This window comes from Wenzhouxiangella sp. XN79A (genome assembly GCF_012272825.1).
Lineage (GTDB): Bacteria > Pseudomonadota > Gammaproteobacteria > Xanthomonadales > Wenzhouxiangellaceae.
The window spans coordinates 159552-186033 of record NZ_JAAWWS010000131.1 but is presented as its reverse complement, the minus strand read 5'-3'; the positions used below and the strand labels follow the sequence as shown (position 1 = coordinate 186033).

The following is a 26482-nucleotide window of genomic DNA, read 5'->3' as shown; positions in this document are numbered from 1 at the left end:
TTGATGATCTTCACCGGGAACGCGAACCCGGAACTGGCCCACGCCGTGGCCCGGCACCTGGGCGTGCCGATGGGCAAGGCGAACGTCGGTCGCTTCAGCGACGGCGAGGTGATGGTCGAGATCATCGAGAACGTTCGCGCTCGCGAGATCTTCGTGATCCAGCCCACCTGTCAGCCGGCGGCGGAGAATTTCATGGAGCTGCTGGTCATGATCGACGCGCTCAAGCGCGCCTCGGCCGGCCGGGTCACCGCGATCGTGCCGTACTTCGGGTATGCCCGACAGGACCGCCGGCCGCGTTCGACGCGCGTGCCGATCACCGCCAAGGTCGCGGCCAAGATGATCGGCGTGGTCGGCACCGACCGCGTGGTCACCGTCGACCTGCACGCCGACCAGATCCAGGGCTTCTTCGACATTCCCGTCGACAATGTCTATGCCTCGCCGCTGACCCTGGCCGACATCTGGAAGCACTACGGCAACGACGACATGATCGTCGTCTCGCCGGACGTCGGCGGCGTGGTCCGTGCCCGGGCGATCGCCAAGCGGCTCGACGCCGACCTGGCGATCATCGACAAGCGCCGTCCCCGCGCCAATGAAGCCACCGTAATGAACCTGATCGGCGACGTCCGCGACAAGACCTGCGTGCTGGTCGACGACATGATCGACACCGCCGGGACGCTGTGCGCGGCGGCCGGCGCGCTGAAGGACGAGGGCGCGAAGAAGGTCGTGGCCTATTGCGTTCACCCGGTGCTGTCCGGCCCGGCCATCGACAACATCACCGGCTCGCGAATCGACGAGATCGTCGTCACCGACACCATTCCGCTCTCGGAACAAGCCAGGGCCTGCGGCCGGATCCGGCAGCTGTCGGTGGCCCAGATGCTGGCCGAAACGATCCGCCGGATGGCCGAGGGCGAGTCGGTCAGTTCACTGTACGTCGACTGACGGCGACAGCCGGCCATTTGCAGCCGGGCAGCGTGCGTGACAGAATTCAAGCGCATCCTATCGATATCGAGTCGTCTCTTGAATGCTTCGCGTCGCCCGAACTTTCTGATTTCCGCACTCCTTCTGCTGGCCGGCTGCGTCTCTACGCCTGAGCCGGCCTCGCGCAGCAGCGCTGACCCGGCCGGTTTCGATCGCGACCGCGCGAACCCGCCGATGGTCTTCGCAAACGTCGATCTGCACAGCGACAAGCTGGACGAGAGCCAGCCGATCCGCGTCGTCAACCGATGGGGCAACATCGAAGTCCGATCGGCCGAACGGCCGGGCAGTTACCGCGTCCGCGCCGCGGTGCAGCGGATCGGGGCCGAACCGCCGGCACCGCCGGTGTTTCGCCAGCGCGTCGTCGACGGCGTCGCCGAATTGGTTGTGGAATTCGCCGATGCGCGTCTCACGCCGTCACGCACCGGTCGGGTCGATCTGGCGCTGTATGTGCCGGCCGGACATCCGCTGGCGCTGGAAGCCCGCGACGGCCTGGTCAAGGCCAGGAAGACCGCCAACCCGCTCCGCGTGCGCACAACGACCGGGTCGGTCCAGGTCGTCAACGACGGTCCGATCGAGGTCCGCAGCGAATCCGGCCGGGTCCAGGTTCGGCCGATGTATGCGCGCTGGGGCCGTCTCGACGCTCGCTCCGATCAAGGTATCGTCGTCGCCTTCCTGCCGACCCTGGCCGCGTTCGAACTGCAGGTCGAGGGCACCGACGCGGTGTATTCGGCCTATCCGCTGGTCGAACACGCCGGACGGCTTGTCGCAACCCACCAGCGGCCCGACCGGCCGGTCAACCGTGTGCACCTGGCGTCCGGGCAGGGCGTCGAAGTCCATGAAGCCCACCTGGCCGAGGCCGTAGCGATGCCCGCCGCCGACGCCGAAATGAATCCGTAGAGGGAGTCACCATGCAACGATCCAGACGATTCGCCGCCGCAGCGTCGGCGACCTTGCTGCTCGCATTCGGTGCGGGTCATGCTCGTGTGCTCGATTACGAGTTTGCCAAGACCGAGGAACGGACCCGGGCCGACGGGGTGACGATCCGGCAGGGGGCCGACTTCGTCGCCACGGTCGAGCCGGTCAGGATCGACGTCGACCTGCGCACGTTGCCGACCGTCGAGCCATGGCAGCCGGGTGACCCGATCCGGGTCATTCCCCGCCGCCGCAGCGAGCCGGCCATCGTCGATCCGGTGCCGGTCAATCCGCCGATCCGCAGCAGCGAACTGCTCGATCGCCAGGCGTCGGTCGTCACTCGCGGGGCGGACGGATTCCAGACCCCGCTGGTCAACGTCGAAGGCCTGAACACCGGCTCCAATCCGCACGACCCGAACGGCGAAGTGGGCCCCGACTACTTCGTCCAGGCCGTCAACGGCCCGGGCGGAACCCGCTATACCTTCCACGACAAGACCGACGGCAGCGTGGTGGCCGGGCCGTTCACGCTGGCGGATCTGATTCCCGGCGGCTCGGGGACGCCCTGCGACGGTGGACTCGGCGATCCGATCATGCTCTACGACGAGCTGGCCGGGCGCTGGGTGTTCACCGAGTTTTCCAGTTCGGGCAACCGGATGTGCGTGTACGTCGCGCAGACCAGCGACCCGATCAGCGGCGGCTGGTTCGCCTACGACTTCACCGCGCCGAGTTTCCCGGACTACCCGAAGTACGGCGTCTGGCCCGACGCCTACTACGTCGGCACCAACGAGACCACGTCCGCGCTGTACGCCTTCGACCGCGTCAGCATGCTGGCCGGCGATCCGGCGACGCAGCAGCGTTTCACGATCACCGACCCGTCGGCGTTCGGTTTCGCGATGATCCCGCCGGTCGACCATGACGGCCTGGCCGCGCCGCCGGCCGGTTCGCCCGGCATCTTCATTCGCCATTTCGACGACGAGGCTCACTCGCCCGGCAGCAACGATCCGATCGCGGACCAGCTGCAGATCTGGGAATTCAACGTCGACTGGGACACCCCGGCCAATTCCTCGATCGTCGGCCCGATCGAGATCGACATCGCCGAAATCGATTCCCATCAGTGCGGCTTCACCGCGTTTGCCTGTTTTCCGCAGCCCGGCACCTCGGTCACGCTGGACCCGCTGCGCGAAGTCATCATGAACCTGCCCAAGTACCGCAACTTCGGCACCCATGAATCGATCGTCGGCAACCTGACGACCGATGTCAGCGAGGCCGACCAGGCCGGCGTGCGCTGGTTCGAACTGCGTCGCAGCGGCGGTGCCGGCGGCAGCTGGACGCTGCACCAGGAAGGCGACTTCGCGCCCGATATTCCGGGCGGCAGCGTCGACCACCGCTGGATGGCGGCCAGCGCCATCGACGAGACCGGCAACATCGCGATCGGGTTCAACCTGTCCAACGACAGCAACATCTTCCCGAGCCTGACCTATTCCGGCCGCAGTGTCGGTGCGCCGCTCGGTACGCTGGACCAGCCAGAGACCACCATCGTGGCCGGCAGCGGCAACCACACGAGTTCGACGCGCTGGGGCGACTACTCGTCGATGAGCGTCGATCCCGCCGATGGCTGCACGTTCTGGTTCACCTCGAACTACGGCAGCGCGGCGACCCAGCCGACCGCGGCGACCCGGATCGCTTCGTTCCGGTTCGACACCTGCGGCACGCCGACCTTCCTGCTGTCGGGCGACAACCTCGAGCAGCAGGCCTGCGTGGCCGAAAGCACCGACCCGCTCGATCCGGTCACGCTGTCGATCGGCAGCATCAATGGCTTCACCAACACCGTTTCGCTGGCCTTCAATCCGGCGCTGCCCACCGGAATCACCGGCAGCATCACGCCGGCCAGTGCACTTCCGTCCGATCCGCCGGCCACCTCGACGGCATCGATCCAGGTCGGTGGCAGCGTTGCACCGGGCGACTACACCCTGACCATCGAGGGCACGGCCACCGGCACCGATCCGAAGACGGTCGATGTCCTGGTCAACGTGGCCGATGCCGCGCCCACGGCGGCCACCCCGATCGCGCCGGCCGACGGCGCGCTGAACGTGTCGGAGAGCCCGCTGTTCAGCTGGGACACCGCGGCGCAGGCCACCGACTACCTGCTCGAGGTCGCCACCGATGCGAGCTTCTCGACCCTCGTGCTCAGCGAAACGGTCAACGGCACCTCGTTCCAGCCGGCCGCGCCGCTGCCGACCTCGACCGAGCTGTTCTGGCGGGTCACGCCGAGCAACCAGTGCGGCGCCGCGCCGGCCGGAACGGTGTTCTCGTTCACCACGATCTCGGCGCCCGGCGACTGCTCGCCGGGCAGCGTGCCGGAGGTCTACTTCCTCGATACCATCGAGGGTGGCATCAACGGCTGGACCACCACCGCGCTGGTCGGTACCGACACCTGGGAACAGAGCACCACCGACGCCAACAGCCCGAGCACCTCCTGGCGCGGACTGGACATCGCCACCGTCAGCGACCAGCTGCTGATCTCGCCGCCGATCGCGGTGCCGGCCGGCGCCTCCCCGCTGACCCTGCAGTACTACGGCAAGCGCGACATGGAAGACAACGGGCCGTCGGCGTGCTTCGACGGCGGCGTGCTCGAGTATTCGATCGACGGCGGCGGCAGCTGGGTTCCGGTCGACAACAGCCGGCTGGAGACCAACCCCTATACCGGGCCGATCGATGAAGGCTTCAGCAATCCACTGGCTGGCCGCAATGCCTGGTGCGGCGTGCAGGACTGGACCCGGACCGTGGTCGACCTGAGCGGGCTCGACGGCGAGACCGTGCAGTTCCGCTATCGGATCGGCACCGACAGTTCGGTGGCCGCCGACGACTGGCACATCGACGATGTCCGGGTCCAGAGCTGCATCGTGGTCCAGGAGGAAATCTTCGCCGACGGCTTCGAGACGCCGGTGCCCTGAGCCCTGAGCCCGAACGGCTCGCGGACGAACCTTCGATCGCCCCGGCCTTCCGGGGCGATTTCGTGACAGGGATTTGACGCGCGGGTCCCGGTTCCAGAATAATCGAGCGTCATCCGATTCATGGAGTGACCGTGTCTTCTATCCGTTCCTGCCTGGTTTTTCTGCTCGGTGCGCTGCTTGCAGCCCCGGTCCTGGCCCAGCCGCCGGCCAGCTGGTCGGCGCCCGATGCTCGCGGCGCCGAGCCCGTGGAGTCGATCCAGTACCCGCCCCTCGATCTCGAGCAACTGGCGTTCGAAGACGACCTCGACGAAGCGCTCGGTGAGCCCCCGCGCTTCGCGGTGCCGCATGCGATCAGCCGCAGCCCGCTGCTCGACGGCCAGTGGTTCGAGCCGGTCGACGGCATTTCGGTCTGGAAACTCCGCGTTTCGGCCGAGCAGGCGGTGTCGCTGAACTTCGGCTTCCGCGACGTGCAGCTGCCGCCCGGCGCACGGCTGTACATCTATTCGGCCGAGGCCGAGAAGAACGCCACGATGGACCGCTACCAGGTTCTCGGTCCCTACGGGCCGGAGATCAACGAAGCGCATCGGCAATTCTGGACGCCGGTGCTGGCCGCCGATGAGGCGGTGATCGAACTCAACGTACCGACCCGGCTGCGCGACCGGGTCTCGCTGGAACTGATGCAGGTCGGGCAGGGCTATCGGGCCTTCGGCCAGGCCGCACTCGGCTACCGGCAGGCCGATTTCGGCATCGGCGAAGGCAAGTCCTCGGACTGCAGCAGCAAGGATGCAGGCGGCGGGGCGCGCTCCGGCGCCTGCAACATGGACGTGGCCTGCCTGGCGCCCGACGATCCCTGGAACGACCCGAGACGCTCGGTCGGGGCCATGGTCGTCGGCGGCACCGACACCTGCACCGGCTCGCTGGTCAACAACACCGCCAATGACCGCCGGATGCTGTTCATGACCGCCACCCACTGCGGCCTGAACGCCGGTACCGCCCCGTCGCTGGTCGTCTACTGGAACTACGAGTGGCCGACCTGTCGGACGCCGGGTGATCCCGAGGGCACCGATGTCAACCCGCCGGACCCGAGTCAGACCAACAGCGGGGCCTCGTTCCTCGCGGCCACCGAGAACCCGTTCAGCGGCTGCTCGACGCCCGGTAATTGCTCGGACGTCACGCTGCTGGAGCTCGATGACCCGGCCGATCCGGCCTTCGACCTGTTCTGGGCGGGCTGGGATCGCCGCACGACCAGCGATGCGACGACCTGCGGCCCCCAGGGCGCGGCCGGCTCGACCGACGGCCTGTGCGCATCGATCCACCATCCCGGCGTCGACGAAAAGCGCATCACCTTCGTCGAACAGGATTACTTCGTCGACGACATCTCCGGCGCCCAGGATGTCCACTGGCGGGCCCGCTGGCACACGAATCCGCCCGTGGTCGCCGGTATTCCGGAGCCCCAGCCGCCGTCCATCCCGCCCGGCGTGACCGAGCCCGGGTCGTCGGGCTCGCCGCTGTACACCGCCGAGCAGCGCTTCATCGGCGTGCTCAGCGGCGGACCGGCGTTCTGCGGCGCGACCGGCACCAGCCTGTCCGACCTGTACGGCCAGCTGGCCCATGCCTGGGACGGCCTCGGGACACCGACGACCCGGGTGCGCGACTACCTCGACCCGCTCGATACGGGGGCCGAGTTCATCGACGGCATCGCCGCCTCGCCGTTCCGCCTGGCCGCAACGCCGGCGGTGGCCGGCGCCTGCACCACCGACGGTACGCTGGATGTGGTGATCGATGTCGAGGCCGACGCCGGCTTCACCAACGACGTGACCCTGTCGGTCACCGGCGTCCCTGCCGGCGCGAGTTCGAACCTCTCGGTCAACCCGGTGACGCCGCCGGGCAGCTCGACGCTGACGCTGGGCAACCTCGGCAGCGTGACGGCCGGCAGCTACCTGCTCGATATCGAAGGCACGGCCGCCGGCGAAGACCCGCTGAACCTCGGCGTGCCGCTCGAGATTTCCAGCATCGTACCGCCGGCAACCTCCCTGGCGGCGCCTGCCGATGGCGCGTTGAACGTTTCCAGCACACCGGTGTTCAGCTGGTCGGCCTCGACCGAGGCCATCTCCTACCTGCTCGAAGTCGCAACCGATCCGGGCTTCGGCACGATTCTCCTGTCCCAGAGCGTCAGCGGCACGAGCTTCGAGCCGACCACCCCGCTGCCGATCTCGACCCAGCTGTTCTGGCGGGTCACGCCGAGCAACCAGTGCGGCACGGCGGATTCAAGCGCGGTGTTCTCGTTCACTACCGCATCGGCGCCCGGCGACTGCTCGCCCGGTACCGCCGCGGAGGTGTATTTCCTGGACGATATCGAGGGCGGCCTCAACGGCTGGACCACCAGCGCGCTGGTCGGTACCGACACCTGGGAACAGAGCACCACCGACGCCAACAGCCCGAGCACTTCGTGGCGCGGGCTGGACATCGCGACCGTCAGTGACCAGCTGCTGGTCTCGCCGCCGATCGCGGTGCCGGCGGGCGTTTCGCCGCTGACGCTGCAGTACTGGAGCAAGCGCGACATGGAGGACGGCGGTGCCGGCTGCTTCGATGGCGGCGTGCTGGAGTACAGCATCGACGCCGGCGCGAACTGGCTGCCGGTCGACGGCAGCCGGCTGGAGACCAACCCGTACACCGGTCCGATCGATGACGGCTTCAGCAACCCGCTGGCCGGACGCGACGCCTGGTGCGGGGTACAGGACTGGACCCGGACCGTGGTCGACCTGTCCGGGCTCGAGGGCGAGACCCTGCAGTTCCGCTACCGGATCGGCACCGACAGTTCGGTGGCCGCCGACGACTGGCACATCGACGATGTCCGGGTCCAGAGCTGCATCGTGGTCCAGGAGGAGATCTTCGCCGACGGTTTCGAGACGCCGCTGCCCTGAGCCGTCCTCCGGCTGCACACTGATCCGACCGCCCCGGCCTTCCGGGGCGGTTTCCCGTGGTCACCCGGCCCGGACGATGTTCGATACGGCGCTTGCCCGATGCGGCCGATAGCCGGGATAATCGGTGCTACCCCGCACAGGATGCCCCGATGCCCCGTTCCGGCCTGCCGCAGTTCCTTCTCCTCGCCCTGGTCCTGAATGCGACGCTCGCCGTTGCAGGCCCCGATGTTCCCGCCAGCTGGCGCGCCGGCGCCGAGCTCGGTGCGCCGATCGAGCTTCGCACGCTGCCGCCGCTGGACGCGCCGAAGCTGGCCGCAGAGGATGCCGTGGCCGAGGCCTTCGGTCAGCCGCCGCGCTTCGCGCTGCCGTTCGACCTGGTCGAATCGCCGGCCGGGTCCGGTGGCTGGACGACCGGGCCCGATACGGCCTGGTGGCGGCTGCGGATCGAAGCGCCCGACGCGGTGTCGCTGAACTTCGGATTCCGAAACGTCCAGCTGGTCGAGGGCGCGAAGCTGTGGATCTATCCCGCCGATGCAGCGGGCCAGGGCACGCTCGACCGCAGCCGCGTGCTCGGTCCGTACGGCCCGGAAATCAACGAGAAGCACGGTGAATTCTGGACGCCGGTGCTTGCGGCCGGCGACGTGATCATCGAGCTCGAAGCGCCGCTGTCAACGCGCCACGAGGTCTCGCTGGAGCTGGCCCGGGTCAACCAGGGCTATCGCGGCTTCGGCCAGGTCGCCCAGGGCTATCGCCAGCCCGCATCGGCCGGGGGCGAAGGCAAGCGCGAGTCCGACTGCGACAAGAGCGATGGCGGGGCGCGTTCGGGCAGCTGCAACATGGACGTGGCCTGTCTCGCCCCCGACGATCCGTGGAACGAGCCGCGCCGGTCGGTGGCCCGCTACACGCTGGAAGGCCAGTTCCTGTGTACCGGCTCGCTGGTCAACAACACCGCCAACGATCGACGGATGCTGTTCGCCACCGCCAGCCACTGCGGCGTCGAACCCGGCAACAGCTCGACGATCGTCGCCTACTGGAACTACGAGTGGCCGACCTGCCGGACGCCGGGCGCGGCCGCCGGCTCCCAGGTGAACCCGCCGGATGCCTCGCAGACCAGCAGCGGCGCGGTCTACCTGGCCGGTACCAGCGATCCGTTCTCGGCCCAGACCTGCAGCGATCCCGGTGACTGCTCGGACTTCGCGCTGGTCGAGTTCGACGACCCGGCCGATCCGTCGCTGGACCTGTTCTGGGCCGGCTGGGACCGCCGGTCGGCGCCGGCCAGCTGCGGGCCGCAGGGCGAAGCCGGCAGCACCGCCGGGCTGTGCGCCAGCATCCACCACCCCAGCGGTGACGAGAAGCGGATCACCTTCGTCGACAGCGACCTCGAGGAAGGCTCCATCGCGTTCGCCCAGGGCGTGCACTGGCACGCGTTCTGGCACCCCGATCCTCCGGTGGTCGCCGGCATCCCGTCGCCGCAGCCGCCGACCATTCCGCCGGGCGTCACCGAGCCGGGCTCCTCCGGCTCACCGCTGTATTCGGCCAATCAGCGGCTGGTCGGCGTGCTGTCCGGCGGGCCGGCCTTCTGCGGCGCGACCGGTGTCGACCTGTCGGACTTCTACGGCCAGCTGGCGCATGCCTGGAACGGTCTGGGCAGCCCGTCGACGCGGATGCGCGATCACCTCGATCCGCTCGGCAGCGGCGCGCAGTTCGTCGACGGCATCGGGTCCTCGCCGTTCCGGCTCGACTACGCCGGCGGATTCGTCGAAGCCTGCCGGACCGATGGTTCGGTGCAGATCGACATCGACGTCGACGGCGACGCCGGCTTCACCTCGCCGGTCAGCCTGTCGGCCAGCGGCCTGCCGGCCGGCGCCAGCGCGTCGTTCTCGCCGAACCCGGTCACCCCGTCGGGCAGCTCCACGCTGACCGTCGGCAACCTCGCCGGCGCAACGACCGGCGCGGCCTCGATCACCGTGCAGGGCGCCAGCGGCGGAAGCTCCGGCTCCGCGCTGGTGCCGTTCCACCTCGGCAGCAGCGTGCCGTCCCCGGTCAGCCCGGCGCTGCCGGCCAACGCGGCGACGATCGACGACAGCGAGGTCGAACTGAGCTGGACCGGCTCCGGCCAGGCAGCCGGGTACCGGGTCGAAGTCGCAACCGATTTCGCCTTCGGCGACGTGGTCTTCGACCAGGTGGTGCGCGGTGCGACCGTGGTCAGCGTGTCGCTGGCCTCGCGCGGCCAGTATTTCTGGCGCGTCACCGCCCGCAACGGCTGCGGCACCGCCGCGCCCTCGGCCACCCGTTCGTTCATTACCGCTCCGCAGACCGGGGAGTGTCCGATCGGCCAGCAAGCGACGGTGTTCTGGTCCGACGACATGGAATCCGGCCCGAACGGCTGGACGCTGGGCGCCGGCAGCGTCCAGAACACCTGGGCGCAGATCACCAGCGACTCGGTCAGCGGCACGACCTCGTGGAACGCGATCAACGTGGACTCGATCAGCGACCAGCGCCTGGTCTCGCCGCCGATCGAGCTGCCGGCTGCCGGGGCATTGAGCCTGCGGTTCCAGAATCGCCAGCAGATGGAGTCGGCGGGTTCGGGCTGTTTCGACGGCGCGGTGCTCGAGATCTCCACCGACGATGGCGGCAGCTGGACCGAACTGAGCGGCGACCGGATCGGATTCCGGCCGCATGACGGACCGATTTCCGACGAATGGGAGAATCCACTGGCCGGATCGCCGGCCTGGTGCGGTGACCCGCGCGGCTGGGAGGACTACGCGATCGACCTGTCGGACTTTGCCGGCGAGACGGTGCGGCTGCGCTATCGCCTGGCCACGGATTCTTCGATCGGCGACCGCGACGGCTGGCTGGTCGACGACGTCCGCGTGCTCGGCTGCGGCGGCGTGACGTCCGATGCGCCGGTGTCGGGCAACTGGTTCAATCCTCAGCGCTCCGGCGAAGGCTGCCAGCTGACCCGCGAGGCGAATGGATCGACGCACATCCTGACCTGCTACGTCTACAACCGGAACGATCCGTTTTCCACCGACCAGGTCTGGATGATCGGCACGGGAACGGTGGCCGACGGCGCCTTCGTCAGCACCGACATGGTCATCACCGGCGGGGCCGACTACGGTTCGGCCTTCGACCCCGACGAGGTGAACCGGATTCCGTTCGGCACTGTGCGCATGGACTTCGACGACTGCAACAGCGGCGCGGTGACGATGAACCCGATCGTGGCCGGCTTCGAGGACGTGGTGCTGCCGATGCAGAAGATCGTCCCGGTCGACTGCGCGGGCGGCATCCCCGATCCGGCCAACGCGGTCCGGGCCGGGAACTGGTTCGACCCGGATCGCTCCGGCGAGGGCTTCCAGCTGGCCGTGGAAGGCACCAACGGCCTGCACGTCATCACCTTCTACACCTACCTCGACGGCGAACCGGCCTGGCTGATCGGGACCGGGACCATCCAGGGCGACACCATCGTGTTCGCCGATACGGTGATCACCTCGGGCACCGGCTTCGGTGCGAACTTCGACCCCGACGAGGTCGTGCGCACCCCGTTCGGCACCCTGACGCTGACCTTCAGCGACTGCAACAACGCGACCATCGACGTCGACTCGGTGCTGCCGCAGTTCGAGGACCAGACCCTCGACCTGACGCGGATCGTCCAGGGGCAGTGCCCTTGAACGGCCGGGACAAGGGACCAGGGGAGAGGGACTAGGAACAGGGACCAGGGGAGAGGGACTGGTTTGGAGTGGCTGCCGTCGCCGATGTCACTCGCCCCTCTCCCCTCGTCCCTGCCGGCGTCTCGACAAGCGCTGCGCTCCGAAGCAAGCGCCGACGCCCGCCAGGCCCCCAGCGTTCACTCGCCCCTCGCCCCTTTCCCCTAATCCCAGCCTCACCGATACCCGATCTGCACCGCCACGACCATGAACACCGCGGCCAGGGCCAGCAGCTTCAGCAGCAGCGGCAGCACGAACTTCAACCAGCGCAGGTAGGGGATGCCCGCCAGGCCGAGGATGCCCATCAGCACCGGGTTGGTCGGCGCGACCAGGTTCACGAAGCCGTCGCCGAAATGGTAGGCCAGCACGCTGACCTGGCGCTCGACGCCGACCAGGTCGCCGATCGGTGCCATCAGCGGCATGGTCAGGTAGGCCTGGCCCGAGCCCGAAGACACGAACAGGTTGATGACCGACTGGATCGCCAGCATGCCGACCGCGGACAGCTCGGCCGGCAGGCCGACCAGCGGTTCGGCCATCGCATTCACGATGGTGTGCAGCACCTGGCCATCCTCGAGCAGGAGGGCGATGGAGCGGGCGAAGCCGATCAGCACGGCGGTGCCCGCCAGTTCGGCGGCACCCTTGCTGAAGGTCACGGCGATCCGGTCGGCCGACATCCGGGCGACCAGCCCGACCGCGATCGCGACGCCGATGAACATCGCGCCGAGTTCATCCAGGTACCAGGCGCGCTGGGTGATGCCCCAGATCATCAGGCCGATCGCGCCGGCGGTCAGCGCGATGACCAGCGAGCGGGTGCGGTCCAGTTCGGGCTGTTCCTCGACGGCCGGCGGCTGAGCCCCCGGGATGTCGGCCACCAGGCTGGCCGAGGGGTCGGCCTGGACCCTCCTCGCGTAGCGCCAGACGTGGTGAATTCCAATGAGCAGGAACGGCACGAAGATCCATGCGCGGAACCACAGGCCCGAACCCGGTTGAAGCTCTGCGATGCCCTGGGCGATGAACAGCGTGAACGGGTTGACCAGCGTGGCGCCGTAGCCGATGCAGTAGCCGCAGACCATGATGCCGATCGCGGCGACCGCGTCCATCTTCATCGCCCGGCACATCGCCATCAGGATCGCGACCAGCGGAATGAACTCCTCGGCCATCCCGAGCGTGGCCGAAACGATCGCGAAGATGAACATGCCGGCACCGATCAGCAGGGCGGGGCGGTGGTCGAAGCGCGTGACGAACTTCGACAGGAAGGCCTCGATGGCGCCGGTTTCGCGGATGACCGCCAGCGCGCCGCCGATGATCAGCACGAAGAAGATGATGTCGGCCGCCTCCATCATGGCCCGCGGAACCGCCGTGAACAGCGCCCAGGGGGGCAGCATCTCGGCGTCGTCGATGACGGCATAGGTCCCCGCCACGACCACCTCCCGCCCGGCCTCGTTGGTGACCATCTCGTAGCTGCCGGCCGGCAGGATCCAGGTCAGCACCAGCGCGGCGATCATCAGGAAGAACATCAGCGCCAGCGTGTCGGGCATGCGGAAGCCGTGCGGTGCGGGAGCGGCGGGGGCGTCGTGGCTCATCGGGGATTCCGGCGTGAAAGCGCCGTAGTGTAGCGGTGGCCTTCGTCGTACGCGAATCGTGGGACCCGACGCCGATTCGCGATATAATTACGGGATTTACCTGCCGGAGATGCCGCCATGCGCCTGATCGAAGAAGCCCTGACGTTCGATGATGTCTCGCTGGTGCCGGCCTTCTCCGAGGTCCTGCCCAAGAACGCCGATCTCACGACCTGGATCACCCGCGAGCTGAAGATCAACATTCCGCTGATCTCGGCGGCCATGGACACCGTGACCGAGGCCCGGCTGGCGATCACCATGGCCCAGGCCGGCGGTGTCGGCACGATCCACAAGAACATGACCGTCGAGGAGCAGGCCCACCAGGTCCGGGTGGTCAAGAAGTACGAGGCCGGCGTGATCAAGGATCCGGTCACCGTCGATCCGTACACCACGATCCGCGAAGTCATCGAGATCACCCGCCGGCACAACATCTCCGGCGTGCCGGTGGTCGACGGCGGCGAGCTGGTCGGCATCGTGACCAGCCGCGACATGCGCTTCGAGAAGAAGCTCGACGACCCGGTCCGCAACATCATGACCCGCAAGGAAAAGCTGGTCACGGTGCGCGAGGGCGCCAGCCAGGACGAGGTGCTCGAACTGCTGCACCGCTACCGGATCGAGAAGGTGCTGGTGGTCAACGACGAGTTCCAGCTTCGCGGGCTGATCACCGTCAAGGACATCCAGAAGTCGCGCGACTTCCCGAACGCCGCCAAGGACGATTCCGAGCAACTGCTGGTCGCCGCGGCGGTCGGTGCCGGCGGCGATACCGACGACCGCGTGGCGGCGCTGGTCGAGGCCGGGGTCGATATCCTGGTCGTCGATACCGCCCACGGCCACTCCAAGGGGGTGCTCGACCGGGTCGCGTGGTGCAAGAAGCACTACCCGCATGTCCAGGTCATTGGCGGCAACGTGTCGACCTCCGACGGGGCCGAGGCGCTGGTCGAGGCCGGTGCCGATGCGGTCAAGATCGGCCAGGGTCCGGGCTCGATCTGCACCACCCGGATCGTCGCCGGCGTCGGCGTGCCGCAGGTCAGCGCGGTGGCCGCCGCGGCGGCGGCAATGGCAAAGAAGGGCGTGCCGGTGATCGCCGACGGCGGCATCCGGTTTTCCGGCGACCTGGCCAAGGCGATCGTCGCCGGCGCCTCGGCGGTGATGATCGGCAGCCTGTTCGCCGGCACCGAAGAGGCCCCGGGCGACGTCGAACTGTTCCAGGGCCGCTCGTACAAGAGCTACCGCGGCATGGGCTCGCTGGGCGCGATGCAGCTGGGCTCGTCGGACCGCTACTTCCAGGGCGACACCGAGGCCGAGAAACTGGTCCCGGAGGGCATCGAGGGTCGGGTGCCCTACAAAGGCCCGCTCGGCAGCGTCATCCACCAGATGCTCGGCGGACTGCGCTCGTCGATGGGCTACTGCGGCTGTTCGACGATCGAGGAAATGCGCACCCGGCCGCGTTTCGTCCGCGTGACCAATGCCGGCGTCACCGAGAGCCACGCCCACGACGTGGCCATCACCAAGGAAGCGCCGAACTACAAGCTGGGTTGATGCCGCGCCGGGGCACCCCCGGCCGTCCGGGGTGTCGGGCGTCTCATGGCAAGGTGTAGCTGATCCGGGCCCCGTTGACCCGGGTGTCCAGACCGTTCCATACGAGACTGAAGACCGACAGCACGTAACTGTTGTTCAGGTTGTCGATCGTCAACGAGAGATTGAAGGTCGCCGACCGGAGACCGTCGACCGCACCGGCGGTCGGCAGGAAGATCCGGTTGCCGCAGAAGTCCGTATCGTGGTCGCACTCTCGCAACGACAACTCCAGTGAGCCGGGGACATTGTCTTCGTACCAGATCTGGACCTGCGTGATCGTCGCTCCGTGCGGCAGATGGACGGGCGCATCCAGGCGGGCGGCGCCCATCAGCACGAAGGCCCCCTGACTGACCACGAAATCCACGTTGTCGCTGTCGGGCCGGAACGCGGCTGCGGGAATGGCGATGTGCTGGGTCGTTCCCGAGCCGGTCACGAGATCGCCGTTCGGTGCGACCCGGACCGGAACGCTGGCCGCCCCGCCGTGAGCCAGTCCGCGAATGCGCACGCCGCCGTTGACGTCCAGCGTATTTCCGGGGTTGCTGTTGGCGATGCCGACCTGGCCCGGCAGGATGGAAACCGTGGTGCCGTAGGCGGCCGAGCCAAGGAACAGGTTTTCCACGCCGCCGCGGGTCCAGATGCGGCTCACGCCGCGCCCGCCCCCGCCAAGCGCCACGCCCATCGACAGGCCGACGTCACCGTCGCCTACGTAGAAATCGCCGCGGCCGGTGCCCACACCCGGGGCCCACTGGTCCTGCGAGCGCAGGTGCAGCGGTGCGAGCGGATCGGTGGTGCGAATGCCCACTGGACCGTCGCCGCGGAGGGTCAACAGGTCCCCGCCGGTCGTGTTGTAGAAATTCATCGCCCCTGTGGTCGGGTCGCTGCCGCCTGACCGGGTCGCGATGGACCAGAGTCGCGCGCGGCCCGAGTTGCGGAACTCCATGCGTGCGAAGCCGTCCGGCTGGGTTTCGAACAGCAGCAGCTGCGGGCTGAAAAGATCGCTGCCGCGCTGCGCCACGACGCCGCCGGACACGCCGAGGGCGTAGTCGCTGGCCGGCGCGGTCATGCCGATGCCCACCGGCCCGGCGGTGTAGTAGGTGGCGTTGCCGTCCAGCACCCAGTGCGAATCGCCCGGTGAGCCCGGCGGACCCTGCGGTCCTTCGTTGCCGGCCAGTGCGAACAGGGCCATCGGCGACGGGCGTACCGCCTGGCGCGGCGACAGCGGCGTGCCTCCCACGCGCACCTCCAGCCAGCGGACCTGGGCGGTGAACGCATCGACGCCGAAATCCAGTTCGGCCTGGAACAGCCCGTCTTCCACCGGCCAGTCCGGTCGCGACTGCGGCGCACCGACCGGGTTGCCGTCCGTGGCCTGGTCGTAGAGCTGGAATTCCAGGTCCGCCAGGCCGGTGAACGGTGCGCCGGCCTGGCGCAGCTGGCCCTGATAGGTCACCGTGGTCGTCGTGCCGGCATGGACCGCGCCCGCGGCAAGCAGGGCCGCCAGGAAGGTCAGAAATCGGGTTGTCTTCATTGCTCGCGCCTCGCGGGTGGGGTGATCGTGGAGCGCTGCGCCCGCGGCCGGCCGCCGGTGCGCGTGCGGGTTCCACCCAGTATCAATCGGAAAGCGCGGAGATTCCCGGCCAGCCGCGCGCGCCCGACGGCGTGAATCTGCGAAAATACCCCACAGGATCCGCCGCAGCCTCGCCATGACCGACATCCACGCCTCCAGAATCCTGATTCTCGACTTCGGCTCGCAGTACACCCAGCTGATCGCGCGGCGGATCCGAGAGATCGGGGTCTATTCCGAAATCCTGCCGTTCGACGTCGGCGAAGCGGCCATCCGCGACTTCGGCGCCAGCGGCATCGTGCTGTCGGGCGGGCCGGAATCGGTCGGCTACGAGGACAGTCCGCGGATTCCGGACGTGGTGTTCGAGCTCGACGTGCCGCTGCTGGGCATCTGCTACGGCATGCAGGCCATGGCCGCGCACTACGGCGGCGCGGTCGAGCCGTCGGACGAGAAGGAGTTCGGCTACGCCGAGGTCGCGCTGGGCACGAAATGCCGCCTGCTCGACGGCATCGAGGACCGGATCGACGGAACCGGTCGCGGCGTACTGGAAGTCTGGATGAGTCACGGCGACAAGGTCACTCGGCTGCCCGAGGGTTTCTCGACGATCTGCACCACCGCCTCGGCGCCGATCGCCGGCATGGGCGACGACGAGCGCCGCTACTACGGGCTGCAGTTCCATCCGGAGGTCACCCACACGGCGCAGGGCCGGCGCATTCTCGAACGCTTCGTCCACGACATCTGCGGCTGTGCCGCGGAGTGGACCACCGAGGCGATCATCGAGGACCAGATCCAGCGCGTGCGCGACGAGGTCGGCGACGACACCGTGCTGCTCGGCCTGTCCGGTGGCGTCGATTCGTCCGTGGTCGCCGCGCTGCTGCACCAGGCCATCGGCGACCAGCTGCTGTGCATCTTCGTCGACACCGGGCTGCTGCGCTACCGGGAAGGCGACGAGGTCATGGCGACCTTTGCCGAGCACCTCGGCGTGCGCGTCGAGCGGGTCAACGCGCGCGACCAGTTCATGGAGGCGCTGGCCGGCGTGTCCGACCCGGAAGCCAAGCGCAAGATCATCGGCCGCGAGTTCATCAAGGTCTTCGACGCCGCGGCCAAGAGTCATCGCGAGGCCGGGTGGCTGGCCCAGGGCACGATCTACCCCGACGTCATCGAGTCGGCCGGCGCGACCACCGGCAAGGCCAAGGTGATCAAGTCGCACCACAACGTCGGCGGCCTGCCCGAGGACATGAACCTGAAGCTCATCGAGCCGCTGCGCGAACTGTTCAAGGACGAAGTGCGCAGGATCGGCGTCGAGCTGGGCCTGCCGGCCGAGCTGGTCATGCGCCACCCGTTTCCGGGCCCGGGCCTCGGCGTGCGGATCCTCGGCGAAGTGAAGCCCGAGTACGTCGAGCCGCTGCAGAAGGCCGACCACATCTTCATCTCGGAGCTGCGCGCCGCGGGCCTCTACGACAAGGTCAGCCAGGCCTTCGCCGTGTTCCTGCCGGTCAAGTCCGTCGGCGTGGTCGGCGACGCGCGCCGCTACGAATACGTCATCGCGCTGCGCGCCGTGGAAACGATCGACTTCATGACCGCGCGCTGGGCCTACCTCGACCACGAATTCCTCGACCACGTCTCGCGCCGGATCATCAACGAGTGCCACGGTGTCTCGCGGGTCGTCTACGACATTTCCGGCAAGCCGCCGGCGACGATCGAGTGGGAGTGATCCGTCGAGGGCACCGGGGCTCCCGAACGGCCGTCGCACAGGCGCCGTGGGCCGAATTCCCCTCGCTCGACGCTCGGGCCGGTACGCGCGCTTTGCGCGCCCTGCCCACGGCGCGTATGCGGCGGCTGAGTGCGACCGAACGACCCGCGTGGCCCACTGATCGGTCATGAAGCGACTCCTGCTCATCGCGCTGGTTCTCGTGCCGGTCGCCATTCTTGTGGTCCTGCAGCTGCGTACGGTGGAGACGCCGGGCGAGGCCGCACCGAGTCAGGCCGTCCCGCCGCCGGAGAGGGCGGCCGATCCGTACATCCGAGCCGCGCACTGGTTCGGCGAGGCCTGGCCGGTCAATTTCTGGAACACCGAACTCGAAGCCATCGCGGAGCGGGACTTCCAGCGCTTGCTCGACGACGGGTTCAACACCGTGGTCTTTCTCGTTCCGTGGCCGGGCTTCGCGCCGGATCCGCGCTCCGGCGAGCTCGACCCGGAACGTGTGGCCCGGCTGCGCGGACTGATGCAGCAGGCCGACGCGATGGGCCTGAAGACCATCCTCCGGATTTCGTACGCCTGGGACTGGATCGATCCGGGTGCTGCCGAGCGGCTGATGCAGCTGTGGCAGGACGAGACGCACTATCGTGCCTGGCTGGACTACATCGAAGCGCTGTGGCAGGCCGTCGGTGATGTTCCGGGCCTGCAGTTCGGGTTCTTCTCGTGGGAGGATCTGTGGACGGTGACCTGGTTCGGTCAGGCGCCGGAAGCGATCCGCCGCGAGGCGGCGCGGACGACCGGGTTCGAAGCTTGGCTGCTCGACCGCTACGACATTGACGAAGCGGTCGAGCGTTTCGGGCTCACGACCGATCCGTCCGGCCGCGTGTTGATCCCGGAGCGCCGCACGCCGGCCTACGCGCTGTTCCTCGAGTTCATGTCCGAGGCCTGGATCGAGCGCTTCTTCGAACCGGCGCGCGCCCGGTTTCCGAAGCTGTCGATGGAGATCCGCATCGACAGCGACCCGATCTACGACGGCGAGGAGATCATCGGCTGGTTCGACCATCGGCCGGTCTGGTCGCTGCCCGGGGCGGACTGGGTGACGCTGTACTGGGCGCCGGGCATGGGCGGCGAGAACCGGGGCGAACTGCTCAGCCCCGAGCTCGCCGCCGACCGCCTCGCGCGGAAGCTCGACGAAGTGGCCGAACATGCCGGTCCGCGGCAGATCTTCATCGGCCAGTTCCTGTTCGAGGATTTCACGCCGGGCTACGAGAGCAACGGTCGCATTCCGCATGAGGACGTGTCGGAGTTCCTGAACCGCGCCGCCGAAGTGCTGCAGGGCCGCACCGGCGGGGTCGGGGTCTGGACCTGGGCCGACTACGCGCACGACGCCATCGCCAACCCCGAGTTCTTCGTCGGCCTGGCCGGTTGGACGACCACCGGAGCGGTCGAGCTGAACGGAGCCGATCTTCACCTGGGCGACGGCGCGACGCTGGCCACCGACCTCCGGCGCTTCGCCTACAGCATCGAAGGTCGGCCTGACATCGCGGAGCTGTGCGTCGCGGCAACGGCGGTCGACGGGACGGCGCGGCTGGACGCGTTCCAGGGCGGCGGGCAGGACGCCTTCGCGGCGCTGGAGTTCGCCGGCCCTCGACAGCGCGTCTGCGTGGAGCACGAGCTCGGCGCGCGCCGCCTGCGGCTCGAAGCCGACGGAGCGGTCACGCTGCACGAAGTCAACAGCACCGGTTTCGTGCAGCGTAGCGGCATCCGCGATCGGGATTTCGAACTCAAGGACACCGGGCGAGCGTACCGCGCCTTGAATGCGGCGCTGGAGGTCCAGCCGCGCTTGCTGCAGCCGCGCTTCGACGACGGCTGGATGGGGGCGATGCTGATCGAGGAGTTCACGCCGCGCCGGCCGGTCGATGCACTCCGGCTCGACACCTTTCTGCCCGAGGACTGGCCGGAAGCGCCGATGCTGACCGTGACCGTCGACGGTCGGCACCTCGCTGAAATTCCGTGCGGTGAGCGGGGCGCGGACCCGCTGCAGTTGCCGACCACGTTCGCCGCCGGAGGAACGATCAGGGTGCGCATCGAGTCGTCTGCGGTGCATTCGCCTTCCGGCGATGCGCGCGAGCTCGGCTGTCTGATTACGGACCTGTCGTTCGGCCCTGCAGGTGATCGGCCAGTCGAAGGGCAAGGCTCGTCAGGGTGAAGGTCGGGTTGATCGGACCGCCGGTCGCGTAGACGCTGCTGCCGGCCACGTAGAGATTGTCGAGCCCGTGGACCCGGCAGTCGGCGTCGACCACGCCGTCGCGCGGCGAGGCCGCCATGCGAGTGGTGCCCATGTGGTGTGAACCGTAGCCGATCCGCTCGGGCGGGTCGTCGCCGGCCCAGGCGCCGACCCGTACCCGACCGAGACCGATGCTGCCCAGCGCGCCGGCGATTCGTTGCGCGGCCCGCCGGAACGAATGGCGATCCAGTTCGGTGAGTTGCCAGTCGAGCCGAACCCGGGGCAGGCCCAGCGCATCGACGGCGTCGGACAGCGTCACTCGGCTGTCCGGGTTCGGTGCCTGCTCGAACATCGCGGAGACCGTGACCGTCTCGCCGGCTTGGCATTCGCGGTTCATGAAGTGGGCGGTCAGGTTCAGGCAGCGATCTGCGCGCATCACCTCTTCGTTCAGCGTCAGCCCGAATCCGAACCAGTGGTCTCCGTCCTTGCGCAGCGCCATCTGTCCGTAGCACCAGTCCATGTCGCGCGGCAGCAGGTCCATCAGGTTGACGTGCGGGTGCTCCATGAAGAATCGACCGACCCGGTCGTGTGCGTTGCCGACGCCGTGGTCCACCTGGTTGCGGCTGGCGAGCAGCAGGCGCGCGTTTTCGATGGCCCCGCAGCAGAGGATGACGGTGCCGGCGCGAATCGTGCCGCGCCGGCCGTCGAGGGTCCGCACCCGGACCTCGGCGATTCGGCCGCCCGCTTCGTCCATCCGCAGTTCGGTCGCATTGGCGTGGAGCAGCAGCTCGATCGTGTCGCTGGCCTCGAGTTCGCCGCGGTACTTGGCGCCGAAGCGCGTGACCGGCAGACTGAATCGGAACGCGCGGTGATCGAGCCAGGGATTGGCAGTGAACGCGGCGAGGCGCGGATCGTCGGTCAGCGCGGCCGGCGAGAATTCGGCGCGACCGAGATCGAGAAGGTCCGCGGCTTCGGCATAGTACGGCGCGATGTCGGACGACTCGATCGGCCAACCGCTGTGCGGCACCCAGTCTCGAACGCGGAAGTCCAGGTCGTCGAATCGGCCGCACCAGCCGCCCCAGTGATTGCTCGTACCGCCGAGAAAACGCAGTCGAGTCGCGGTCAGCGAGTAGGGCAGGCCGACCGCTTCGCCTTCGTAGATCGATTGAACATCGGCTTCGGGTTCGAAACCGCCGGCTTCCAGCACAGTCACCCGGGTATGGCGGGCGAGCTTGCGCGCCAGGGTGATCCCGGCCACGCCGCCGCCGATGATCAGGATCGGCGTACGTCGATTCAGTTCGACGGCGGAATTCCTCGCGTCGAGGATCATCCGGTCGTCTCGGCGAGCCGGGCGAGCACGTCCAGTTCGAGCCGGCTGAGAACCCAGCCGTCCACGGTGGCCGTTTCCTGCTTCAGATACTGCGCGCGGACCCGGGCTTCGAGCTGGCTCAGCGGTTCGGTGCCCGGCGCGTACAGCAATCCGTCACCGGCCCAGCGGCCGCCGTCGATCTCGGGCAGGGCCTCCGCCCCCGTCTTCTGCTCGGCCCAGGATCGACCGATCCGTCGTCCGGTTTCGTCGTCCATCCCGGTCAGGCTTCGGGCGAGTTCCGGCCAGGCCATCCGTTCGCTGTGCGGGTCGGCGCAGCCCATCGGCAGGATCGGCGCCAGCAGGCCCAGTCCGATCAGCGACAGCACGCGGCGCCGGCCAGGCGCGCCGGGTGCGTTCGATGGGCGAGATCGCGTTTGCTCGGATCGCGTTTGCTCGGATCGCAATTGGGGATCTCGCAACGGCAGGGCTTGCAATGAAGGCATGCTTCGAATCCTTCCCGTGGGTCATTTCCTGATCGGGCCGCGGAAGTATCCCAGACCGGTTCGGGGCCTGCAATGGACAAGAGCGGATGGACCGCGAGTCGGACCTGCCGCAACGCGGCACGACGCCGCCGACGGCAGATCGTGCAGCATGCCGACCGTCGATAAACGCGCCCGCCGACGGGGCGCATTCCATCGATTCGTTGGAGCCCGGCCTGGCCTACAGGACCCGGAAGCGTCCGATGTCCAGCGCTTCACCCGACGCCGGATCGCGCAGCACGAGGGGGTGCTCGCCCGATTCGAGCTCGGCGAAGTGCGGAACGCGAGCCGAGACCAGCCCGGGCCGGACCGAGGTATCCAGCGGCGTGCCGTCCAGGAGCAGCACCGCTTCGGTCGGTGCGCAGCCGATCCGGATCCAGAAGGCCGCGCTGCCGTCGGGTTGCTCGTTGAAGGCCTGGCCCTGCGGCGCGTGATCCGGTCCCCAGCGCTCGACTTCGCAGAATGCCCTGGACGTCGAGCCGTCGGCCAGTATCGCTGCCGGCGGGCGGGGGCGGACGGTGAGATAGCCGACCCGCTGCGCGACGTTGCGAGCGGTGTCGACCATCAGCAGCGGGTACATGCCGGGCTTGGCGATGACCCGTTCCATGTGGGCCGGTTCGAGACTGGCGGTGACCCCGCCGGCCGGGAAGCGCGTGGTGAGTTCGACACCGTCGAGCATCAACCGGGTGGAGGCGGGTACCGGGTCGGCGACGCGAACCCAGAAGCCGCCGCGGCCGTCGCCGGTCGGGTTGAACGTCGCCCCTTCGATCGTCTCGTCCGGCCCCCAGCGCTCGATGGTGGCGAAGTCCTCGAACCGCAGCGCGCCGGGTCCGGTACGCGCCGGATCGCGCAGGCCGCGTGCGGTCGCAGCCGCAGCCAGCAACAGGCATTCGGTGCGAGCCAGCTGCCAACCGGCGATGTCGACCCGATCGCCGGCCCGGAAGTCCTGCTGCAGCGCCACGGTGATCGCCTCGTCCAGCGAGTCGGTCGAGGTCGCCTGCAGGCGCTCGAGCAGGGTGGTCAGCGGCGCCGGGTTGCGGAGTTCATCCACGCACACCGGCCCGACGAAGTCGATGCCCTCCAGTCGCGCGGCCAGGGCGCGCAGCGCGGCCGGCGCACCGGGATCGGACGGCGCGATCGCGAGCGGATCGGACGCCTCGTCGCTGCAGCCGGCCAGCAGGCCGAACTGGAGGCCGATGACGGTCAGGCCGGTGGTTTTCAGAAGGGCTCGCCGGCGCATCGTTCAGGCCTCCAGTCGTTGATCGAGGTGTGCGGCCATGCGGACCGCCAGCGCGCAGATGGTCAGGGTCGGATTGGCGAAGCCGGCGGCGGGGTAGACCGAGCTGCCGGCGACGTACAGGTTGTCCCGGTCCCAGACCCGGCCATCCGGATCGACGACGCCATCGGCCGGATCGGCCGACATGCGCGTGGTGCCCATGTGGTGGTAGCCGACGCCGACGTTGTCGTTCTCGTCCGGTGGCGTCTTGCGGGTCCACTTGATCCGGGCCCGGTTGCGGGCGCCGATGGCGTCCATCCAGCGCTCGAACAGTGCGATGACCGGTTCGAATTCGGTCGGCGGCAGGTGCCAGTGCAGGTGCGGGCGCCGAAGGCCGAGCCGGTCGCGCTCGTCGCCGAGCGTGATCCGGCTCTCCCGACGCGCGGTCGGCGCGTTGATCATGCTGATCCGGTAGTGACCGCCCGCCGCGTTACCGCTGGTGCGATTGGTCCAGTAGGCCGGCGGAAGGATGTCGTCGGGAGCGGTCGAGGTCAGCAGCACGCAGGAATTCGGTCCCTCTGTGCCGGCCGAGGGCGCCATCACGGTCATCAGGTCGTCGCCGGCGATCCGACCGCGCTCGTACTGCAGCCCTGCATCGGCCAGCATCAGCCCCGGGGTGAAGCCGAAGTGGTCCATGAATCCGCCGCCGACCAGCCCGGCCTGGTTGCCGGGCACGCGTGCCTGATCGAGGAGGAAGCGCGCATTCTCCACGCCGCCCATCGCAATGACGAAATGCCGGGCGCGAAGGGTGCAGGATCGGCCTTCGAACGTGACGGCGCGTGCGCTCGACACCGCGTCTTCGGATTGCTGCAGCTCGACCAGGTTCAGGTTGACGCGACAATCGATGAGCTCCGAACGATCCAGGCTCTCCGCGTACCGCGAGCCGAACCGCGTCGGCGGGCTGAAACGGAACACCCGGTGCTCGAAGCCGGTGTTCGCCAGGTCCAGCAGCCGGGCGCGACGCTCCAGGCCGATGCGCCCGACATCGTAGTCGGCGCTTCCGACCTCGCACCATGCCGCGGCCCGGCGGTAACCGGCATTCAGTGCGTCGGCGTCGATCGGCCAGCCAGGCAGATCGCCCGAGGGGGCATCGGTGAAATCGCGCGGATCGAAAGGTCGCACCCAGCCGCCCCAGTGATTCGAGGTTCCGCCGAGCCAGCGCAGGCGCGAGCCCGTCAATGGATAGGGCCGACCGCTGGTCGTGTTGTCGTAGATGGAGGTTCCGCCGTTCGGCGATTGTCGGCCACCCCCCTCGATCAGCAGCACCCGACGTCCCCGCTCGGCAAGTTCAAGCGCAAGCACGATGCCGGCCGGCCCGCCGCCGGCGATCGCCACGTCGGCTTCGAGAACTTCCGGCAGGTCGGTCCGGGCGTCGTGGATCATCGGGGTCGGAGTACCAGAGGCGGCAGCAAGGCGCGAGTATAGCCAAGCCGGGTGGTGTGACGGGTCGGGGCCGCTGCCGATCGGCTCAACGGCGGAACTCTTCTGTACTATGTTCCGGGACCCTGCCCGGTGCTCCCGCCATCAACGGCCCTCGCGCGAGTGGCGGTCCGTCCGGCGGCTTCGACATCGACCGCCGAGCCGTTCGTCTTCCGGAGATTCGAACCGTGACCCGCGATACGCATTCGCCCAGTGCATCCGATCCATCGCCCCGCGAGTGTTCAGCCGACCTTCGGCTCATGCAGCGCTCGCTGGCGCTGGCCGACGCCGCCGAGCGGCGCGGCGAAGTGCCGGTCGGGGCGGTGCTGGTCGATGCCGACGGCCGCGTGCTCGGCGAGGGCGGTAACCGGGTCATTTCCGACGCCGATCCGACCGCCCATGCCGAGATCGTCGCGCTGCGCGCGGCCGCCGCGGCGGTCGGCAATTACCGGCTGCCGGGGACCACGCTGTACGTCACGCTGGAGCCCTGCGCGATGTGCGCCGGGGCGCTGGTCCATGCGCGCGTCGAGCGGGTGGTGTTCGCCGCCCGCGATCCGCGCGCCGGGGCCGGCGGTTCGGTGCTGCAGGTGCTCGACCACCCGGCGCTGAACCATCGCTGCCGCATCGAGCAGGGGCCGCTGGGCGACGAGGCAGGCGATCGGCTGCGGGCCTTCTTCCGGGCGCGGCGGGGATGATCGACGAGGGGATTGACGCGATCGGTCCCGGCCCCGAGAATGGCGCCGCCGTTGCCGGGCGCTTTCCCGAATCCACCGCCTCGACCCGATGATCGTTACCCGTCCCGAAGACTTTCTCGACCAGATCCGACAGGACTGGCTCACCGACGATTCACCCGCCGTGCCGCGGGCGGTGTTCCTGGTCGAACCGGACCAGTTCCGTCTGTCCCGCCAGGCCGCCCGCGACAACCGCTACATGGACCTGACCGTCGGCGTGAACCCGTCGCTGGCCCTCGAGCAGCACCGGCGTCTGACCGATGCCATCGCCGGCTGCGGCATTCCTGTGATCCGGTTCCCGGGCCGCGAGGCCAATCCCGACGACCTGTTCCCGAACAACGTGTTCGCGACGATTCCGGGGCGCTTCATCGTCGGCGCCATGCGCCACCCGGAGCGCCAGCGCGAGGCCGAGCGGCCGGACATCCGCGCGTTCTTTTCCGACCTGATGGAATACCAGACCATCGACCTCGCCGCCGGCCCGGCCTGCGTGGCCGAGCTGACCGGTGCGCTGGTCATCGACCGGGCGCGGCGGTTGGGATTCTGCGGGATGACCGGTCGGGTCGACGAGGCGGGCTGCCGGGCGATGCACGATGCGTTCGAGCTGGCCCTGACCTTCCGCTTCGACCTCAAGCCGGAGGAGTACCACACCAACGTGGTCATGTCGGTGCTGGCCTCCAGGGCGCTGGTGATCTGCCCCGACGCCTTCGTCGATCCGGCCGTACCCGCCGCGATCGCCGAGGCCTTTCCGGGCCGCGTGCTGGAAATCACCCGGGAGGAGAAGCAGGCCTTCGCCGGCAATTGCCTGGCGGTGACCCTCGACGACCTGTTCTTCAGCGCGACCGCCTGGCGTGCACTGGCGCCCGAAAAGCGCCAGCAGCTCGAGGGCTGGGGCTTCCGGATTCACGCCGTCGAGCTCGACGAGGTCGAGAAGGCCGGGGGGTCGCTGCGCTGCTGCATCGCCGAAATCTTCTGAATCGTGCTGAATCTTGACGTGATTTCGTCACGGAACGCGTTTATAAGAATGGAAGGCGCAGTCGCGAATCTGCACGACG

General features: G+C 68.7%; 16 protein-coding genes. 10 read left to right on the top strand and 6 right to left on the bottom strand.

Features of this window, described 5'->3' with window-relative positions; genetic code table 11:
- The first annotated feature begins 3 nt into the window (after positions 1 to 3).
- The 5 genes from HFP89_RS03015 (at position 4) to HFP89_RS02995 (ending at position 11439) form a co-directional block, all read left to right on the top strand.
- Positions 4 to 939, top strand: coding sequence for a ribose-phosphate diphosphokinase (locus HFP89_RS03015; RefSeq protein WP_168716179.1), 936 nt, complete (start codon positions 4 to 6; stop codon positions 937 to 939).
- A gap of 213 nt (positions 940 to 1152) precedes the next feature.
- The gene (locus HFP89_RS03010) at positions 1153 to 1875 is read left to right on the top strand and encodes a hypothetical protein (RefSeq protein ID WP_168716159.1); all 723 of its coding nucleotides are present in this window, start codon (positions 1153 to 1155) and stop codon (positions 1873 to 1875) included.
- 11 nt (positions 1876 to 1886) lie between these two features.
- Positions 1887 to 4844, top strand: a complete 2958-nt coding sequence (locus HFP89_RS03005) for a hypothetical protein (protein ID WP_168716158.1) — start codon at positions 1887 to 1889, stop codon at positions 4842 to 4844.
- 131 nt (positions 4845 to 4975) lie between these two features.
- The gene (locus tag HFP89_RS03000) at positions 4976 to 7768 is read left to right on the top strand and encodes a hypothetical protein (protein ID WP_168716157.1); all 2793 of its coding nucleotides are present in this window, start codon (positions 4976 to 4978) and stop codon (positions 7766 to 7768) included.
- Between the two features lie 149 nt (positions 7769 to 7917).
- Entirely contained in the window at positions 7918 to 11439 is a 3522-nt protein-coding gene (locus HFP89_RS02995; RefSeq protein WP_168716156.1) for a hypothetical protein, read from the top strand.
- A 212-nt stretch (positions 11440 to 11651) separates the two neighbouring features.
- On the opposite strand, the gene HFP89_RS02990 is transcribed toward HFP89_RS02995, so the two are convergent.
- Entirely contained in the window at positions 11652 to 13058 is a 1407-nt protein-coding gene (locus HFP89_RS02990; protein WP_168716155.1) for an AbgT family transporter, read from the bottom strand.
- 117 nt (positions 13059 to 13175) lie between these two features.
- Between HFP89_RS02990 and guaB the strand changes: the two genes are divergently transcribed.
- Positions 13176 to 14633 (top strand): IMP dehydrogenase, encoded by a 1458-nt coding sequence (guaB, locus tag HFP89_RS02985; protein WP_168716154.1) that lies wholly within the window; start codon positions 13176 to 13178, stop codon positions 14631 to 14633.
- Positions 14634 to 14676: 43 nt separating this feature from the next.
- On the opposite strand, the gene HFP89_RS02980 is transcribed toward guaB, so the two are convergent.
- Positions 14677 to 16194: a hypothetical protein gene (locus HFP89_RS02980; protein ID WP_168716153.1), complete on the bottom strand. Its 1518-nt coding sequence runs from the start codon at positions 16192 to 16194 to the stop codon at positions 14677 to 14679.
- Positions 16195 to 16369: 175 nt separating this feature from the next.
- Between HFP89_RS02980 and guaA the strand changes: the two genes are divergently transcribed.
- Together guaA and HFP89_RS02970 are read left to right on the top strand one after the other, a co-directional pair.
- Positions 16370 to 17944 (top strand): glutamine-hydrolyzing GMP synthase, encoded by a 1575-nt coding sequence (gene guaA / locus HFP89_RS02975; protein WP_168716152.1) that lies wholly within the window; start codon positions 16370 to 16372, stop codon positions 17942 to 17944.
- 166 nt (positions 17945 to 18110) lie between these two features.
- Positions 18111 to 20138: a hypothetical protein gene (locus HFP89_RS02970; RefSeq protein WP_168716151.1), complete on the top strand. Its 2028-nt coding sequence runs from the start codon at positions 18111 to 18113 to the stop codon at positions 20136 to 20138.
- Here the strand turns inward: HFP89_RS02970 and HFP89_RS02965 are convergent.
- From HFP89_RS02965 to HFP89_RS02950, 4 genes are all read right to left on the bottom strand, one after another.
- Entirely contained in the window at positions 20074 to 21486 is a 1413-nt protein-coding gene (locus HFP89_RS02965) for a GMC family oxidoreductase (RefSeq protein WP_168716150.1), read from the bottom strand. The genes HFP89_RS02970 and HFP89_RS02965 overlap by 65 nt on opposite strands.
- On the bottom strand, positions 21483 to 21851 hold the full coding sequence (locus HFP89_RS02960; RefSeq protein ID WP_168716149.1) for a hypothetical protein: 369 nt from the start codon (positions 21849 to 21851) through the stop codon (positions 21483 to 21485). Before HFP89_RS02960 ends, HFP89_RS02965 begins: the two co-directional genes overlap by 4 nt.
- Before the next feature lie 334 nt (positions 21852 to 22185).
- Positions 22186 to 23244, bottom strand: coding sequence for a hypothetical protein (locus HFP89_RS02955; RefSeq protein ID WP_168716148.1), 1059 nt, complete (start codon positions 23242 to 23244; stop codon positions 22186 to 22188).
- A gap of 3 nt (positions 23245 to 23247) precedes the next feature.
- Positions 23248 to 24663 carry a GMC oxidoreductase gene (locus tag HFP89_RS02950; protein WP_168716147.1) on the bottom strand — a complete coding sequence of 472 codons (1416 nt, stop codon included), beginning with the start codon at positions 24661 to 24663 and terminating at the stop codon, positions 23248 to 23250.
- A 296-nt stretch (positions 24664 to 24959) separates the two neighbouring features.
- On the opposite strand from HFP89_RS02950, the gene tadA reads away from it, so the two are divergent.
- Complete coding sequence (gene tadA, locus HFP89_RS02945) at positions 24960 to 25394, top strand: tRNA adenosine(34) deaminase TadA (protein WP_168716146.1); 435 nt, start codon at positions 24960 to 24962, stop codon at positions 25392 to 25394.
- An 88-nt stretch (positions 25395 to 25482) separates the two neighbouring features.
- Positions 25483 to 26403, top strand: a complete 921-nt coding sequence (locus HFP89_RS02940; protein WP_168716145.1) for an arginine deiminase-related protein — start codon at positions 25483 to 25485, stop codon at positions 26401 to 26403.
- The last annotated feature ends 79 nt before the right edge of the window (positions 26404 to 26482 follow it).